Consider the following 18,418-nt stretch of genomic DNA (forward strand, 5'->3'; position numbering starts at 1 on the left):
CCCATGCCGAACTCAGCAGTGAAACGCCGTAGCGCCGATGGTAGTGTGGGGTCTCCCCATGTGAGAGTAGGGAACTGCCAGGCATCAAACAAAGCGGAAAGCCTCATGCGAAAGCATGGGGCTTTTTTGCATGGAGAAAACGGAAATATCTGTGTTGCAGGGCTGATATATAGAGGCTGACTGTAGCGCTCTTATTTTACTATTTCTGCTAATTACACTTCTTTATCTGAAAAACAGATAAGCTTATCTCAATCGTGATGAAACATTTTCACCTTAGACGGTGGATGCTCGACATTGGAATAAAAACTCGCTATCTTCAGGCATCTAGAAGTCTAAACGTATAAACGTATGTAGTGAGGATATAAGGTTATGCCAATCCGGGTTCCTGATGAGTTACCAGCCGTAAGTTTTCTGCGCAATGAGAACGTCTTTGTGATGACCTCTTCTCGCGCTAAAACGCAGGAAATTCGTCCGTTGAAAGTGCTGGTACTGAACCTGATGCCTAAGAAGATCGAAACGGAAAACCAGTTTCTTCGGTTGCTATCAAACTCCCCTTTGCAGATTGATATTCAACTGCTGCGTATTGATAGCCGTGAATCAAAGAACACGCCCGCAGAGCATCTGGATAATTTCTACTGTAATTTTGATGATATTCAGGATGAAAATTTTGACGGTTTAATCGTCACAGGCGCGCCGTTAGGATTAGTGGATTTTTGTGATGTGGTTTACTGGCCGCAGATTGCGAGAGTGATTGAGTGGGCGAAAGAGCATGTCACGTCAACGCTATTTGTATGTTGGGCGGTACAGGCCGCTTTGAACATTCTCTATGGCATTCCCAAAATGACGCGGGCAGAGAAATTATCCGGTGTTTATTCGCATCATACGCTGCAACCCCATGCTTTATTGACCCGTGGCTTTGATGAAACCTTTTTAGCGCCTCACTCACGCTATGCGGATTTCCCCGTTGATGTTATTCGTGACCATACGGATTTAGATATTCTGGTGGAGTCTGAGCAGGCGGGCGCTTATCTGTTTGCCAGTAAGGATAAACGCCTGGCGTTTGTCACCGGGCATCCCGAGTATGATGCGTTGACGCTGGCTGGTGAGTATTTTCGTGATTGTGAAGCCGGTCTGGATCCGATGATGCCTGTCAATTACTTCCCTGATAACAACCCTGATATATCGCCACATGCGACCTGGCGCAGCCACGGCTATTTGTTGTTTATTAACTGGCTCAACTATTACGTTTACCAGATTACACCGTTTGATTTGCGACGCATGAATCCTACGCTGGACTAATCGATCTTTTCTTTATCTATCCCTTCTCTGCGGGCGCCTTTAGGCGCCTTTCTTTTTGTCATCTCTGCCAGATTTATCAAGTGAAATCCCTTTCCTTTGCTAACAAAAATTAATTCTTCTATAGATCAAATGATTACATGCTTTTATTTTTAAAAATGGAAATAGTTTTTGATTTTTAACTTTATTGAATTACGCTTAAAACTGTCGGTTAATAAATGCTCATGCCTTGTTTGCCGGCCAGCTATGTTGATGAGTGAAGCGGGATCTGAGAAGGAACCATGAAATGACGCAACAGACGATAAGCAGAGAGTTAGTATTCAGTCAGCGTTTTGGCGACGTTGAAAGACAAATTCTTACTGAAGACGCGGTTGATTTCTTAACTGAATTAGTCGGCCGTTTTACGCCGCGACGTAATCAGTTATTGGCGCAGCGTCAGGTGCAGCAGCGCATAATCGATAATGGCCAACTCCCCGATTTTATTTCGGAAACCGCTTCCATTAGGCGTGAAGAGTGGAAAATCCGCGGTGTCCCTGATGACCTTAACGATCGTCGTGTTGAAATCACCGGGCCTGTTGAACGCAAGATGGTGATCAACGCGCTGAACGCCAACGTGAAAGTTTTTATGGCTGACTTTGAAGACTCGTTATCCCCGAGTTGGGACAAGGTCATTGACGGTCAGCTTAATTTACGTGATGCGGTAAGAGGCACGATTTCTTATATCAATGAATCAGGAAAAATTTATCAGTTAAAACCCGATCCGGCCGTATTGATCTGCCGCGTTCGCGGTTTGCATTTGCCTGAAAAACACGTGACCTGGCAAGGCGAGGCTATTCCCGGCAGCCTGTTCGATTTCGCGCTCTATTTTTTCCACAACTATCAGCAACTGTTGGCAAAAGGCAGCGGTCCGTACTTTTATCTGCCAAAAACACAGGCATGGCAGGAAGCGGCCTGGTGGAGCGAGGTGTTTTGTTATGCCGAGGATCGTTTTGATCTCCCTCGCGGAACCATCAAAGCGACGGTACTGATCGAAACATTACCCGCTGTTTTCCAGATGGATGAGATCCTCTATCACCTGCGCGATCATATCGTCGGGCTGAACTGCGGCCGCTGGGATTATATTTTCAGCTATATCAAAACATTGAAGAATCATCCCGACCGTGTTTTGCCCGATCGTCAGTCGGTGACGATGGATAAACCCTTTCTGAGCGCTTATTCAAGATTATTAATTAAAACCTGCCATCGGCGCGGCGCGTTTGCGATGGGGGGAATGGCGGCCTTTATTCCCAGCAAGGATCACGCGCGTAACGAGTGGGTGCTGGATAAAGTGCGTAAAGATAAGGAACTGGAAGCCAGAAACGGTCATGACGGCACTTGGATCGCACATCCCGGATTGGCGGATGAGGTGATGGCGGTTTTCGATCGGGCCTTGACGGGTCGGAGCAATCAGCTTGACATCAGTCGCGCGGAAGATGCGCCGATCGGTGCGGCGGAATTGCTGGAGCCTTGCCCAGGCGAACGAACGGAGGCCGGCATGCGCGCCAATATTCGCGTGGCGGTGCAGTACATCGAAGCCTGGATTTCGGGTAACGGCTGTGTGCCTATTTACGGCCTGATGGAGGATGCGGCGACCGCGGAAATTTCCCGTACCTCCATTTGGCAATGGATTCATCACGGCAAGACGTTGAACGACGGACAGGCTATCACCAAAGCGCTCTTCCGCCAGATGTTAGCGGAAGAGATGCGGGTGATTCAGGAGGAATTGGGGGAGGCACGGTTCAGCGGCGGCCGGTTTGATGAGGCTGCGCGCCTGATGGAGCAAATTACCACGCAGGATGAATTGATCGACTTCCTGACGTTACCCGGTTACGCATTACTTGATTAATTCTGACTGATGATAAAAGGAATCGCCGCTATGACAACCTCTCGTACCCAACAGATTCAAGCAATCGAACAAGAATGGAAAACCGCTCGCTGGGAAGGCATCACCCGTCCTTATCGCGCCGAAGATGTGGTTAATCTGCGTGGCTCGGTGAACCCGGAATGCACATTGGCGCAATTGGGCGCCGCTAAATTATGGAAATTGTTGCATGGCGATGCGCGTAAAGGCTATGTGAACTGTCTTGGCGCGCTCACCGGCGGGCAGGCCTTACAACAGGCCAAAGCGGGTATTGAAGCCATCTATCTGTCCGGCTGGCAGGTTGCCGCTGATGCGAATCTGGCGGCCAGTATGTATCCCGATCAGTCATTATATCCGGCGAACTCGGTGCCTGCCGTGGTCGAGCGGATTAACAACACCTTTCGTCGCGCCGATCAGATCCAGTGGTCTAATCAGATTGAACCGGGTGATGAAGGCTATACCGATTATTTCCTGCCGATTGTCGCGGATGCGGAAGCGGGATTTGGCGGGGTGTTGAACGCCTTTGAACTAATGAAGTCGATGATTGAAGCGGGGGCGGCGGCGGTTCATTTTGAGGATCAGTTGGCCTCTGTCAAAAAATGCGGACATATGGGCGGCAAGGTGCTGGTGCCGACGCAGGAGGCGGTTCAGAAACTGGTCGCCGCGCGTCTGGCCGCCGATGTGCTGGGGGTGCCAACCTTGCTGGTTGCCCGTACCGATGCCGATGCGGCGGATTTGCTGACGTCAGACTGCGATGAGTACGATCGTGCTTTCGTTATCGGCGAGCGCACGGTGGAAGGTTTCTATCGCACCCGTGCCGGCATCGAACAGGCAATCAGCCGCGGGCTGGCCTACGCGCCTTATGCCGACCTGGTATGGTGCGAAACCTCAACGCCCGATTTGCAACTGGCCCGCCGCTTCGCCGAGGCGATAAATGAAAGATATCCCGGTAAGTTATTGGCTTATAACTGTTCGCCTTCCTTCAACTGGAAGAAGAATCTGGATGACCGCACCATTGCGCGCTTTCAGGATGAACTGTCGGCAATGGGCTACAAATATCAGTTTATTACGCTGGCCGGGATCCACAGTATGTGGTTCAACATGTTCGATCTGGCCCACGCTTACGCGCGCGGCGAAGGCATGAAACACTATGTTGAGAAAGTGCAGCAGCCGGAGTTTGATGCGATAAAAGACGGCTATTCTTTCTCATCCCATCAGCAGGAAGTCGGCACGGGCTACTTTGATAAGGTGACGAACATTATTCAGGGCGGCGTTTCTTCCGTCACCGCTCTGACGGGATCGACAGAAGAACAGCAATTTTGATCTTACCCGGCCAGCGCGCTGCTGGCCGGTGTTCATCTGGAGAGCATGATGGTTCGCGATCTTGAACAACTGGTGGCGCAGACGATTTTGCAGGGATTCGATGCGCAATACGGTCGCTTTCTGGAGGTGACGGCCGGCGCGCAACAGCGGTTTGAGCAAGCGGACTGGCCGGCGGTGCAGCAGGCAATGAAGCAGCGCATTCACCTGTATGATCACCATGTCGGTCTGGTGGTGGAGCAATTGCGCTGTATCACCGGGACACGCTGCGACGATGCCGACTTTCTGGCTCGGGTAAAACAGCGTTATACCGCTTTGCTGCCGGATTACCCGCGCTTTGAGATCGCGGAAAGCTTTTTTAACTCGGTCTATTGCCGGCTGTTCAACCACCGGGAACTCGCGCCGGATAAACTTTTTGTCTTCAGCTCTCAGCCTGAGCGACGTTTTCGCGAGATCCCGCGTCCCATTGCGCGCATGTTTATCCCGTCGGACGGTTGGCGCGCGATGCTGGAAAAATTGCTGGGCGACCTGCCTTTACGGCTGCCATGGGAGGATCTGTCGCGGGATATTTCCTACATTGTGGCTTATCTACAGCAAACTTTCTCCGCAGAGCAGCTATCCCAAGCGACGCTACAGGTGGCGAATGAGGTGTTCTATCGCAATAAGGCGGGCTGGCTGGTAGGGAAGCTGTCCGTGCCGGAGGGCATTTTTCCTTTCCTGTTGCCTATTCACCATAACGAGCAGGGGGCGGTGTTTATCGACACCTGCCTGACCAGCTATTCCGAAGCCAGCATTGTGTTTGGCTTCGCTCGCTCTTATTTCATGGTGTATGCCCCGCAGCCTTCCGCGCTGGTGGCCTGGCTGCGCGATATTCTGCCGGGTAAAACCACGGCTGAACTGTATCTGGCGATCGGCTGCCAAAAGCACAGCAAAACGGAGTATTACCGCGAGTATCTGCATTACATTGCCGCGTCTGAGGAGCAATTTATTATTGCTCCCGGGGTGAAAGGCATGGTGATGCTGGTATTTACGCTGCCGTCGTTTGATCGGGTGTTTAAGGTGATTAAAGATCGCTTTGCGCCGCCAAAAGAGGTGAATGCCGAGCGAGTTATGGCGTGCTATCGGTTAGTCAAAGAGCACGATCGCGTCGGAAGAATGGCGGATACGCAGGAGTATGAAAATTTTGTCATCGATAAGCAGCGTCTCAGCCCGGCGTTGATGGCGGAATTACAGCGTGAGGTGCCGGAAAAGCTGGAGGATTCAGGCGATCGGATCGTGATCCGTCATCTATATATGGAACGACGCATGACGCCGCTGAACCTTTATCTTGAACAGGCCACGGAACAACAGCTCCATGATGTGATTGAGGAGTATGGCAATGCGATCAAGCAGTTGGCCGCGGCCAACATTTTTCCGGGGGATATGCTGTTTAAAAACTTTGGCGTAACCCGGCATGGCCGGGTGGTTTTCTACGACTACGATGAGATCTGCTATATGACGGAAGTGAATTTCCGCGAGATCCCGCCGCCGCGTTATCCCGAGGATGAAATGGCCGCGGAGCCCTGGTACAGCGTGGCGCCGAATGATGTATTTCCCGAAGAGTTTCGCCATTTCCTGTGCGGCGATCGCCATTTACAGGCGCTGTTTGAGGAAATGCACGGTGATTTGTTCCGTGCCGATTACTGGCGAGGGTTGCAGCAGCGCATTCGTGACGGCCATATTGAAGATGTTTACGCCTATCGGCATAAGCAGCGCTTCAGCCAGCGTCGGGCTGAAGCGGATGAACAACCGATCCCTATCGGCTTTAGACGTCGCGTTTAACGCGTGCCGCTGTATTGCTGAGTAATCTCTTTCGCCGCCTTGATCACTAACGCGCCCAGTTCGGTGACGCGATCGTCGGTAATGCGTGATACCGGGCCGGAAATAGAGATCGCCGCAAAGGCTTCGTGATGCTCATCAAGGATACAGGCGGCGATGCAGCGCAGTCCCAGCGCATGCTCTTCGTCGTCAAAGGAATAGCCTTGCTTGCGGATCTGCAACAGATTTTCTTTAAGATTTTGCGGCGAGTTGAGGGTGTGATGGGTGTAGCCATGTAGCCCTTTTCTATGCAGCAACCGCGTTACCTGTTCCTCCGGTAGAGCGGCCAGAAACGCTTTCCCCGCGCCCGACGCGTGCATCGGCAGCTTGCCGCCGATCGGCGCGGACATGCGCATCAGCGCGTTGCACTGCACCTGATCGATAATAATCGCCTGACAATCGCTCTGATCCAGCACGGCTAAATTCACCGTCTCGCCGGATGTTTCCATCAGTTTGCGCAGTATCGGGTGCACGGTGGCTAGCAGATTACGGCTTTGCAAAAAGCTGCTGCCGACGATAAAGGCATGGGAAGCAATCGTCCACAGACCGAGATCGCCGACCTGACGGACAAACCCCTGCTGTTGCATGGTGGTCAGTAACCGGTGGGTCGTGGAGTTGGGCAAACCCGCCTGCTGGGCCAGATCGGTGAGCGCGACGCTGCCGTTAGCCTGTGCGATGTATTCCAGCAACGTCAAGCCGCGCGTCAGCGATTGAACCTGCCCGGTTGGCTGGGCGGGCGTCGCGGCATTGGCCCTGGGTTTCTTCCCTCTTTTGGCGGGTTCTGGTGGCGTCATGGCATTGATTCCTTTTTCAGATAATGGAATTGATTTTCGTTTTTTTACCCAAGAATGCAACTCTTCTTTCCCGGCGGATGAAATCTCTTTGCTGCCTGAAAAAGTCTCATGTGACACGGCGTTAGCTGATTCGCAACTTATGCTAGGATAAAACCTCGCATGGGTAAGACAGGCATTGGCTGGAATGAGGTTTTTGTGATTAATCGGGTAGACGAATTGCGCCGTCAGTTAGCGCAACGCATTATGGTGTTGGATGGTGGTATGGGCACCATGATCCAGAGTTATCGCTTACAGGAAGAGGATTACCGTGGGGAGCGCTTTGCCGACTGGCCGAGCGACGTTAAAGGCAATAACGACCTGCTGGTGCTGACCCGGCCTCAGGTTATTACGGCGATCCACGATGCTTATCTGCAGGCGGGAGCGGATATTCTCGAAACCAATACCTTCAATTCCACCACCATCGCGATGGCTGATTATGCGATGGAGTCATTGTCCGCGGAGATCAACACCACCGCCGCACGACTTGCCCGCGCCTGCGCCGACAAGTGGACGGCGCTGACGCCGGATAAACCGCGCTACGTCGCCGGCGTTCTCGGGCCAACCAACCGCACGGCCTCGATTTCCCCTGATGTTAACGATCCGGCATTTCGCAACGTCAGTTTTGATCAACTGGTAACCGCTTACCGTGAGTCAACCCGCGCGTTGATCGAGGGTGGTGTCGATCTGATTATGATCGAAACCATCTTTGACACGCTGAACGCCAAAGCGGCGGTGTTTGCCGTTGAAAGCGAATTCGAAGCGTTAGGGATCGAACTGCCGGTGATGATTTCCGGCACCATCACCGACGCTTCCGGGCGCACCCTGTCCGGCCAGACGACGGAGGCGTTCTACAATGCGTTACGTCATGCCCGGCCGCTGTCATTTGGTCTGAACTGCGCGCTGGGGCCGGATGAGCTGCGCCAGTATGTGGCGGAGCTTGCGCGCATTGCGGAATGCTATGTGTCGGCGCACCCGAATGCGGGGCTGCCGAACGCCTTTGGCGAGTACGATCTGGATGCGGCCGACATGGCGCGGCACGTCGGCGAATGGGCGCGCTCCGGTTTTCTGAATATTGTCGGTGGTTGCTGTGGTTCCACACCGGAACATATTGCCGCCATTGCCAAGGCGGTCGACGGCGTTGCCCCGCGTAAATTGCCGGAGATCCCGGTGGCCTGCCGTTTGGCTGGTCTGGAGCCGCTGAATATTGACGCGAATACGCTGTTTGTCAACGTCGGCGAACGGACTAACGTCACCGGTTCGGCGCGATTTAAGCGGCTGATCAAAGAAGAAAAATATAATGAAGCGCTGGATGTGGCCCGCCAGCAGGTTGAAAGCGGCGCGCAGATCATCGATATCAACATGGATGAAGGCATGCTGGATGCGGAAGCGGCGATGGTTCGTTTTCTGAATCTGATTGCCGGCGAGCCGGATATTGCCCGCGTGCCGATCATGATTGACTCTTCAAAATGGGATGTGATTGAGCAGGGCCTGAAATGTATTCAGGGCAAAGGCATTGTGAACTCGATCTCCATGAAAGAAGGGGTTGAAGCCTTTGTTCATCACGCCAAACTGGTGCGGCGCTATGGCGCTGCGGTGGTGGTGATGGCGTTTGACGAAGTGGGGCAGGCGGATACCCGCGCCCGTAAAATAGATATTTGCCGCCGCGCTTACCGCATCCTCACCGAAGAGGTGGGATTCCCCCCGGAAGATATTATTTTCGACCCGAATATTTTCGCGGTGGCGACAGGCATTGAAGAGCATAACAACTACGCGGTGGATTTTATTGAAGCCTGTGCGGATATCAAAGCGCAGTTGCCCCATGCGATGATCTCGGGCGGCGTGTCTAACGTTTCCTTCTCTTTTCGCGGCAATGACATGGTGCGCGAGGCGATCCACGCCGTGTTTCTTTACCATGCGATCCGCAACGGGATGGATATGGGGATCGTTAACGCCGGTCAGTTGGCGATCTATGACGATCTCCCGGCGGAGCTGCGTGAGGCGGTTGAAGATGTGATCCTCAACCGTCGTGACGATGCCACCGAGCGTATGCTCGATCTGGCGGAAAAATACCGCGGCAGCAAGTCGGACGATGAAAGCCACAAGCCGCAGGCGGAATGGCGCGGCTGGCCGGTTAAGAAGCGGCTGGAGTACTCGCTGGTTAAAGGCATTACCGAGTTTATCGAGCTGGACACCGAGGAGGCGCGTCAGCAGTCGGAACGGCCCATTGAAGTGATTGAAGGGCCGCTGATGGATGGTATGAACGTGGTCGGCGATCTGTTCGGCGCCGGGAAAATGTTTTTGCCGCAGGTGGTGAAATCCGCCCGGGTGATGAAACAGGCTGTGGCCTACCTCGAGCCCTATATCGAAGCCAGTAAAGCCAAGGGCACCACCGCCGGGAAAATCCTGCTGGCAACGGTAAAAGGGGACGTGCACGATATCGGCAAGAATATTGTCGGCGTGGTGTTGCAGTGCAATAACTATGAAATCATCGATCTTGGCGTGATGGTGCCGATGGATAAAATTCTGAAGACCGCGCGCGAAGAGAAAGTGGATATCATCGGTCTGTCCGGCCTGATCACCCCGTCGCTGGATGAGATGGTCAACGTGGCGAAAGAGATGGAGCGTCAGGAATTTACCCTGCCGTTAATGATCGGCGGCGCGACAACCTCAAAAGCGCATACCGCGGTGAAGATCGAGCAAAACTATAGCGGCCCGACCGTCTATGTACAGAATGCTTCCCGCACGGTGGGGGTGGTTTCCGCATTGCTGTCCGCCAGTCAGCGTGATGATTTTGTCGCCCGTATCCGCAAAGAATATGAAACCGTGCGTATTCAACATGGGCGCAAAAAGCCCAGAACGCCGCCCATCAAGCTGCAAGCCGCCCGCGATAACGCCACGCCGCTGGATTGGGAAAGCTATACGCCGCCAGTTGCGCATCGCCTGGGCGTACAGGACGTTACCGCCAATATTGAAACGTTGCGTAATTACATCGACTGGACGCCATTCTTTATGACCTGGTCGTTGGCCGGAAAATACCCGCGTATTCTGGAAGATGAGATAGTGGGGGAAGAGGCGCAACGCTTGTTTGCCGATGCCAACGCCATGCTGGATGATCTGTCGGCGCGCGGCGCGCTTCATCCCCGCGGGGTTGTTGGGCTATTCCCCGCCAACCGAGTGGGTGACGATGTGGAGATTTATACCAATGAGCGTCGGGATGAGGTGCTGTTGGTCAGCCATCATCTACGCCAGCAAACGGAAAAAGCGGATTTCCCCAACTATTGCCTGGCCGATTTCGTCGCGCCTAAATCCAGCGGTAAGCCGGACTATCTTGGCGCGTTTGCCGTCACCGGCGGGCTGGAGGAGGACTCGTTAGCCGAACAATGGGAAGCGAAGCATGATGATTACAATAAAATCATGGTGAAAGCCTTGTCGGATCGGTTAGCTGAAGCTTTCGCCGAGTATTTGCATGAGCGCGTGCGCAAGGTTTACTGGGGCTATGCGGCCAATGAAAACCTCAGCAATGACGAATTGATTCGTGAAAACTATCAGGGCATTCGTCCGGCGCCGGGCTATCCGGCATGTCCGGATCACACCGAAAAGGCCGAAATCTGGCGACTGCTGGATGTGGAGAAGCACGTCGGGATGAAATTAACCGACTCTTACGCCATGTGGCCGGGCGCTTCGGTATCCGGTTGGTACTTCAGCCACCCTGACAGCAAATATTTTGCCGTCGCCCAGCTTCAGCGCGATCAGATCGAAGATTACGCCAGACGTAAGCAGATGGATATCGGTGAAGTGGAACGCTGGCTAGCGCCGAATTTAGGCTACGACGCGGACTAGGCGATGTATCGCGGGATAGGCTGAGCATGCTCCATTCTTCAGAAATTGATAACACGATTTTATGAGAATGGTTATCACTATTATTGATGCCCCGCGAGGCTGATGATATGGTGAAGCTGATAACTATTACTCTGGCGTTTGTTTCTCCAGATCGACCTGGCCTGATGTTTGATACAAAACATGATGAATGCACACGCTCTTGCGATGGCAAAACGCCACTTTTCGATAGAAGATTTTTTTGATTTTGGCGAGCGTTATGGGATTAGCTACCATTTTCCTGCGCTGGCAGGGAGTTGCGATCGTTACAAAGAAAAGGGTGCGGTCATCCAGGGCCGTGTCGAAGAGCTGGCGCTGTCGTCAGGCATCTGCCTGACCCATTCCAACGTGCAGGTTTTGCAACCTTATGAATCCACTTCACTGCACTGTTCTCCTCTTTATACCCTGATCGTTCTGGAAGGCTGCGTGGCGATCCGGTTGAATAACCGGGAGTTTACCGTGCGTCCGGGCATGGCGTTCAGCACCCGGCTGGGCGAGCATGTGGTAATGAACGCCAGTCATCAGGCCGATTGTCACCTCAAGACCCTGACGCTTGGCATCAATCCGGCCAGTTTTCAGCCGCAGCCGTTGATTACCTCGTTATTGCATGAATGGGAACGCACAGATGCCCCGGCGTTTGTCTGGCAGATACCCGGTTATTTGCTGTCCGGGTTGCAGTATGTGCTGGAAAACGCCGAGCCAAGTATGGCGCGCCAGTTCATGCTGGAAGGCGTCATGCTGCAACTGCTGGGATACGGCCTGTCGATGGAATCTCAGCCACAGGAAAAAAGCTATTTATCTTCTCCCGGTGAACGGCATCGTCTGGAGACTATTCGCCAACTGTTACAGCAGCAGCCTGAAAAAGAGTACAGGCTCAATGATCTGGCGCAAACGGCAGCCATGAGCGCCAGTAGCCTGCGAAGCAAATTCCGCCAGGCCTACGGGCATTCGGTATTTGATTACCTGCGCGACTGCCGGTTGGAACTGGCTCGTCGCTATCTGGAACAGGGGTATAGCGTCCAGCAGGCGGCCTGGATGTCCGGTTATCAGCACGCCACCAATTTCTCTACCGCCTTTCGGCGACGCTACGGTTTTTCACCGAGCGTGGTTCGACCCAATATCTAAAAGTTCCCACCGTACAGCACCTTTGTCATTGCGCATATGGCATCTGTCATTGCGCATAGTTATAACGTCGGTAAAAACGGTAATAATTCTTATTTACAATAAAGCGTGTTGTGGAGAGTGTCATGTTCAGAAAATCGCGGCTGGCATGGGTGGTTGGGTGTATCGTGGGCGGCTTTAACCTATCGGCAATGGCGGAGGAAGAGACGGCATCGCCGTCTTCCTCCGGTAACGATACGATAGTGGTGTCCTCTCAGACGCAAAGCGGCGCAACCAAGCTGGCGACGCCGGATATTGAAACCCCGCAGGCGGTTTCCATCGTCACGCGCGATCAGATCCAAGAGCAAGGCGCCATCAGCGTACGACAGGCCGTAAGCTATACGCCCGGCGTGTTCAGCAACCAAATCGGCGCATCCAACCGCTTTGATTATATGGTGCTGCGCGGTTTTTCCGACGGCAGTCTGGACAACGTCTATTGGGACGGGCTGAAAATGATGGGAGACACCAACTCCCACAGTTCTTTAGTTGTCGATCCCTGGTTCCTGGATAGCATTGAAGTGGTCAGAGGGCCGGCCTCGGTGCTGTATGGCCGCGCTTCGCCGGGCGGGATTGTGGCGCTAAGCTCCCGTCAGCCGTCGTTTGATCGCAGCGGACAGATCAAACTGTTTGCCGGTAATAACGCGCAGCGCGGCGCGGCTTTTGATGTCACCGGGCCGTTGGATGACGATGACCGTCTGGCGTTTCGCCTCAGCGGCATGACGCGTTATGCGGATACCCAGTTCGGCCCGCTGAAAGAGCAGCGTTACGCCATTGCGCCCAGCCTGACCTGGCGGATTTCCGATAAGACCCGGCTGGATCTGCTGGCTTACCTGCACCGCGATCCGGAAGGCGGCAGCCATTCTGGATTACCCTATGAAGGAACGGTGATTGCCCATAACGGGCGGAAAATCCCGAACACCTTTTATGAAGGCGAAGAGAATTACGAGAAGTACGATCGTAAGCAGAATATGGTCGGGTACAACATCGAGCATGGTTTCGACAACGGCTGGTCGGTACGTCAGAAAGCGCGCTATCTGCGGACTAAAGTTCATCTGGATCAGGTGTATGCCTATGGCTGGAGCAGCGGGGACTCGCTTTATCGCTACTATTCCGGCGCGCGGGAAAAACTTTCCGCCGTGACGCTGGATAACCAGTTGGACGGCAGCTTTGACACCGGCGCGGTGAATCATCGTCTGCTGGTGGGCGTAGACTATCAGCAACGGCACAATGACGTGGACTGGCCTTCAGGCGCGTTTCCCGACATTGATGTCTTTAATCCGGTCTATGGCGCCGCGCCGACGGCCATGTACGGCTCAACGCTTGAGAAACATAAGCTGCAACAGACCGGGATCTATATTCAGGATCAAATGAGCTGGGAGCGCTGGCGTTTCACGCTGGGCGGGCGTTACGATCGGGTGAAAGTGACCAATATCGATAAGAGCACCGGCACCCGCAGCGAACTGGATGAAAATAACCTTAGCTCCCGGGCGGCGCTGCTCTATCTGTTTGACTCCGGTTTTGCCCCTTACGTCAGCTATTCCACCGCCTTCACGCCCACCAGCTTTGTCGGCGAGGATGGCAACGTGCTTGAGCCAATGAAAGGCAAGCAGTGGGAAACGGGGCTGAAATATCAGCCGGAAGGTTCGCAGAGCCAGTACAGCCTGTCGGTGTTCCGCATCAATCAGCGCAATGTGGCGACCAAAGTACAGCCGACCGACCCCTATCGTTCAGTGGGGGAAATCGAATCGGAAGGGGTGGAACTGGAGGCCGTCAGCCAATTGACCGACAACCTGCGTTTGCAGGCTGCCTATACCTACACGGATATCCGTTATAAGAAAAGCAGCGCCGACGAGCAGGGGAACCGCGCCGTTTACGCGCCGCGTAATCAGGCCAGCGCCTGGGCGAGCTATGACGTGAAAAGCGGCCCGCTGGATGGTTTGACCATCGGCACCGGCGTGCGTTATGTCAACGGGGTAACGTCCGATCGCGCCAACACCCATACGCTGCCATCCTATACGCTGGTGGATATGGCGGTGGGGTATGACTTATCCAACGTCGGGTTGAAAGGCCTCAGCGCGCAGTTGAACGTGAATAACCTGACGGACAAACGTTACGTGGCGGCCTGTAACTCGCTGGAGTTCTGCTATTTCGGCGCCGAGCGCAGCATCGTGGGCAGCGTGTCTTACTCTTTCTAATACGGTTGTTACATAAAGCAGGCCGGGAACATTCCCGGACTGAGGTTGCTGACAAAGTCGTCGGTAAGCCCGAGATACCCGGGCCTACCGTACCGAGGGGCCATGATGGGACACATCCTTGTGTCCCACCCTGCGGGCCAGCATAAATGCTGTTCAAATTTGCTCCTGGCAAATTTGTCGGCGGCTTACGCCGCTACGGCCCCTCGCCACGCTCTCCCTAATAACGGGCTTTGTCAACGGTCTGGGGCCGGGAACATTCCCGGCCTGCTTTTTTCCTCAGCACCCGCCAATCACTTTCCGCCGCCGCCACGCTCTGACGTCAACGCCATTAAAAAGGGGCGATTGAGTTATTGAAGCATGCCGGCGAATTTTCTTATATGGAAAGCGCTTTCCAGTGAAGACAGGAAACATCTGTTAATATGACTGACGAGGGAATTATCAATATCACCTAGACGCCAGGAGTATCAACGTTGTGTTAACACTGCTGCACTTACTTTCTGCGATTGCGTTGCTGGTGTGGGGAACGCATATTGTTCGCACCGGCATTATGCGGGTCTATGGCGCCAGTTTACGGCGGGTTCTTAGCGAAAGCGTGGAGAAGAAACCGTGGGCTTTTATGGCCGGGATCGGCGTCACGGCGTTGGTTCAAAGCAGTAATGCCACCGCGTTGCTGACCACGTCTTTTGTTTCGCAGCGGCTGGTGGCGTTGGCCCCGGCGCTGGTGATTATTCTCGGCGCGGATGTCGGCACCGCACTGATGGTGCGGATACTGACGTTTGATTTTTCCTGGCTGTCCCCGTTATTGATTTTTCTTGGGGTGATTTTCTTCCTCAGCCGTAAGCAGACGCGCGTGGGACAAATCGGCCGGGTGGCTATTGGCCTGGGGCTGATTCTGCTGGCGCTGGAAATGATTGTGGCGGCGGCCACCCCGATCACCCAAACAGCGGGTGTGAAAGTGCTGTTCTCTTCGCTCACCGGCGACATCATGCTCGATGCATTGGTCGGCGCGTTGTTTGCGGTCGTCAGTTATTCCAGTCTGGCGGCGGTACTGCTGACCGCGACGTTGACGGCCAGCGGAGTGATTTCTCTGGAAGTGGCGATGTGTCTGGTGATTGGCGCCAATCTGGGCAGCGGGCTGCTGATCATGATCGGTTCCACGACGCAGAATGCGGCCGGTCGCCGTGTGGCGTTGGGCAGCGTGCTGTTCAAACTGATTGGCTGCCTGTTCGTGCTGCCCTTTGTTGAGCCGTTGTCGCGCTGGCTGGCGCGTTTACCGCTCGAACCGGAAGAACTGGTGATTTATTTCCACCTTTTCTACAACCTTATTCGTTGTCTGATATTGATTCCGTTCGCCGAGATGGTCGCCCGCCTATCCTGCGTGATGATCGCCGATTCGCCCGAAGTGGATATTCAAATGAGGCCGCGGCATCTGGACACCAGCGCGCTGGATACGCCCGCGCTGGCGCTGACCAACGCCGCGCGGGAAACCCTGCGGATCGGCGATGTGGTGGAGCAGATGCTGCGTCTGTATCGTGAGGTACTGCAAGGCGACCCGATGCAGCGGCGGGAAATCCGCCGGCTGGATGATGATGTCGATGTACTGTATACCGCGATTAAGCTCTATCTGGCGCAGATCCAAAAAGACAGCCTCGACGAGCGGGACTCCCGGCGTTGGGCGGAAGTGATTGAGGTTGCGCTGAATCTTGAGCAGGCGGGGGATATTATCGAACGGATGGCCGACGATGTCGCCAATACATCCCTGACCGCTCGCCGGGCCTTTTCGGCTCAGGGGCTGACGGAGTTAAACACCTTGCACGATCAGTTACTGGCGAACTTACGTCTTGGTCTGTCGGTATTTCTTTCGGAAGATATCACCAGCGCTAAACGTTTACGCCGTGCCAAACACCGTTTCCGTATTCTGAATCGTCGTTATGCGCATGCCCACGTTGATCGGTTGCACCAGCAGAACGTGCAGAGCCTGGAAACCAGCTCGCTGCATTTGGGGTTGTTGGGCGATATGAACCGGTTGAATTCGCTGTTTTGTGCGGTGGCGTATAACGTGCTGACGGTATCGCAGGATGAAGATGAAGAACGGGAAGAGTCGCCATTGACGCTGTGAGCGCGGGAGAAGCGCTTCTCCCGCGCTGAATTCGGCGAAAACGGATTATTCAAACAGGCTGCGGTGCAGCGTTTGGATCACTTTCTCCGCATCATTGCCGGGCACCAGGAAACACAGGTTATTGCTGCTGGCGCCGTAGCAAATCAACCGGATATTAAACGGGTCCAGCACGCCAAAGACCTCTTTGCCCACCCCGCAGGCCTGCGACAGCTTGTTGCCGATAAGCGCAACCAGCGACAGATTTTCTTCGACTTCCACCCGGCACAGCGAGGACAGCTCGGTCAACAAGCCGCTGGACAGCAGGCTGTCGCCGGTTGATGTGGAACCCGTGGTATCCAGCGTCAGCGCCACGTTGACTTCCGAGGTGGTGATCAAATCGACCGAGATGTTGTGACGGGCCAGAATGCTGAATACCTCGGCCAGAAAGCCGCGCGCATGCAACATGTTCAAACTGTGTAAGGTCAGCAGGGTTTGCTTGCGACGCAGCGCCAGCGCACGGAACAACGGCGGGTTTTCGGTTTTATTGCAAACCAGCGTACCGCCCGCGGCGGGATCCTTACTGGAACCAACGAACACCGGAATATCGCTGCGAACGGCGGGCAATAACGTGGCCGGATGCAGCACTTTCGCCCCGAATGTGGCCATTTCCGCCGCTTCTTCAAACATAATTTCGTCAATACGTTTCGCCGCCGGCACCACGCGCGGATCGGTAGTGTAGATGCCGGGCACGTCGGTCCAGATATCAATGCGGCTGGCATTCAAGGCTTCGCCCAGCAGCGCGGCGGTGTAGTCGCTGCCGCCGCGTCCCAAGGTTGTGGTGCGCCCCTGGGCCTCACTGCCGATAAAACCTTGCGTGATGATTAATCCCTGCTCAAGACGCGGTTGCAACTGGCTGCGGGTCAATTCTCCCAATGTCTGGCAATCGGGTTCGGCGCGGCCGAAGTGGTCATCGGTGCGCATGATTTTGCGAACATCGAACCACTCGGCAATCACCTCACGCTGGCGCAGGATTTCAACAAACAGCAGGGTGGACATCAACTCGCCGTGGCTTACCAGCTCATCCGTCAGGGCATTGGAGGTCGCCAGCGCCGCCGCTTCCGACAGCGTGGTGATATTCTCAAGCATGCGGTCGATTTCATCGCGGATCACCGCCGGTGTCGCCAGGCGGTCGATGATGGCGTACTGAATTTGACGGATTTTGCTCAGTAGTTGGGCGCGCTGTTCCTGATTCTGCCCTTCGGCCAGGGAAACCAGCAAATTGGTGATGCCGGCGGAGGCCGACAATACTACGACCCGAACATCGGGATTGGATAAAACCACATCGGCGCTGTGATTCATGGCGTCAAAATCGGCGACGCTGGTGCCGCCGAATTTGGCGATAACGATAGGATGCGTGTTTGCGGACATTTAAAAAAACCTCGTGTCAGGGGAGCCATTGTTTGCGTTATTCACAACGGCGATCCATTAATCAGCCTTGGCACAAGGGAAGAGCGGTAAGCAGGGAGCAGGCGTAGAAATAGAAAAACTACGATACACCCAGAAGCGCTCCACCTTGCTGAACGCCCTAATCAGGGCGAACCGGGTGACAACCCAGAGGATTCAGCCCCTGTGGTCGATGTCCGTGAATTCCGTCGTTCACGCCATCTCGGCGTCGCTCCCCCTGGGGTATCATCAGCGGATTACGGTTCCTCCAATACCTTACCTGGGCGACGCTCCTCTTCTGGCTTGCGCTGAACGCGCAAGTACAGAGTTAGAAATAACGGGTTATCCGGTGACTGTCAATAAAACAAACGCGGCGATGTGCATTTCTCAAGAAAAGGGATCTCAATTGACGATTTACGGGATACAATCGATTCAGCAA

The 18,418-nt window shown here is 54.3% G+C and carries 11 protein-coding genes and 1 riboswitch; of the genes, 9 read left to right on the forward strand and 2 right to left on the reverse strand.

What is annotated here, in order from left to right:
- The first annotated feature begins 369 nt into the window (after window positions 1–369).
- The 4 genes from metA (at window position 370) to aceK (ending at window position 6,337) form a co-directional block, all read left to right on the forward strand.
- On the forward strand, window positions 370–1,299 hold the full coding sequence (gene metA / locus JG725_RS16570; RefSeq protein ID WP_199378888.1) for a homoserine O-succinyltransferase: 930 nt from the start codon (window positions 370–372) through the stop codon (window positions 1,297–1,299).
- A 283-nt stretch (window positions 1,300–1,582) separates the two neighbouring features.
- On the forward strand, window positions 1,583–3,181 hold the full coding sequence (gene aceB / locus JG725_RS16575; protein ID WP_172291522.1) for a malate synthase A: 1,599 nt from the start codon (window positions 1,583–1,585) through the stop codon (window positions 3,179–3,181).
- 30 nt (window positions 3,182–3,211) lie between these two features.
- Window positions 3,212–4,519: an isocitrate lyase gene (gene aceA / locus JG725_RS16580; RefSeq protein ID WP_199378890.1), complete on the forward strand. Its 1,308-nt coding sequence runs from the start codon at window positions 3,212–3,214 to the stop codon at window positions 4,517–4,519.
- Between the two features lie 48 nt (window positions 4,520–4,567).
- A complete protein-coding gene (aceK, locus tag JG725_RS16585) occupies window positions 4,568–6,337 on the forward strand; it encodes a bifunctional isocitrate dehydrogenase kinase/phosphatase (RefSeq protein ID WP_199379130.1) in 1,770 nt (589 codons plus the stop codon).
- Here the strand turns inward: aceK and iclR are convergent.
- Entirely contained in the window at window positions 6,334–7,167 is an 834-nt protein-coding gene (gene iclR / locus JG725_RS16590; protein WP_172291524.1) for a glyoxylate bypass operon transcriptional repressor IclR, read from the reverse strand. The genes aceK and iclR overlap by 4 nt on opposite strands.
- Here iclR and JG725_RS16595 point away from each other — a divergent pair.
- From JG725_RS16595 to JG725_RS16615, 5 genes are all read left to right on the forward strand, one after another.
- Entirely contained in the window at window positions 7,166–7,318 is a 153-nt protein-coding gene (locus JG725_RS16595) for a hypothetical protein (RefSeq protein WP_172291525.1), read from the forward strand. The two genes, iclR and JG725_RS16595, sit on opposite strands and share 2 nt — an antisense overlap.
- Window positions 7,319–7,362: 44 nt before the next feature.
- Window positions 7,363–11,046, forward strand: coding sequence for a methionine synthase (gene metH / locus JG725_RS16600; RefSeq protein WP_199379132.1), 3,684 nt, complete (start codon window positions 7,363–7,365; stop codon window positions 11,044–11,046).
- A 204-nt stretch (window positions 11,047–11,250) separates the two neighbouring features.
- Window positions 11,251–12,207, forward strand: coding sequence for a helix-turn-helix transcriptional regulator (locus tag JG725_RS16605; RefSeq protein WP_199379134.1), 957 nt, complete (start codon window positions 11,251–11,253; stop codon window positions 12,205–12,207).
- A gap of 122 nt (window positions 12,208–12,329) precedes the next feature.
- A complete protein-coding gene (locus tag JG725_RS16610) occupies window positions 12,330–14,438 on the forward strand; it encodes a TonB-dependent siderophore receptor (RefSeq protein WP_199378892.1) in 2,109 nt (702 codons plus the stop codon).
- Window positions 14,439–14,910: 472 nt separating this feature from the next.
- A complete protein-coding gene (locus JG725_RS16615; RefSeq protein ID WP_172291527.1) occupies window positions 14,911–16,557 on the forward strand; it encodes a Na/Pi cotransporter family protein in 1,647 nt (548 codons plus the stop codon).
- Between the two features lie 45 nt (window positions 16,558–16,602).
- Here the strand turns inward: JG725_RS16615 and lysC are convergent, their stop codons facing one another.
- Complete coding sequence (gene lysC / locus JG725_RS16620) at window positions 16,603–17,964, reverse strand: lysine-sensitive aspartokinase 3 (RefSeq protein ID WP_199378893.1); 1,362 nt, start codon at window positions 17,962–17,964, stop codon at window positions 16,603–16,605.
- 125 nt (window positions 17,965–18,089) lie between these two features.
- Window positions 18,090–18,285: riboswitch (Lysine riboswitch) on the reverse strand.
- Window positions 18,286–18,418 lie beyond the last annotated feature (133 nt).

This window comes from Brenneria sp. L3-3C-1 (genome assembly GCF_016456245.1).
Lineage (GTDB): Bacteria > Pseudomonadota > Gammaproteobacteria > Enterobacterales > Enterobacteriaceae > Brenneria.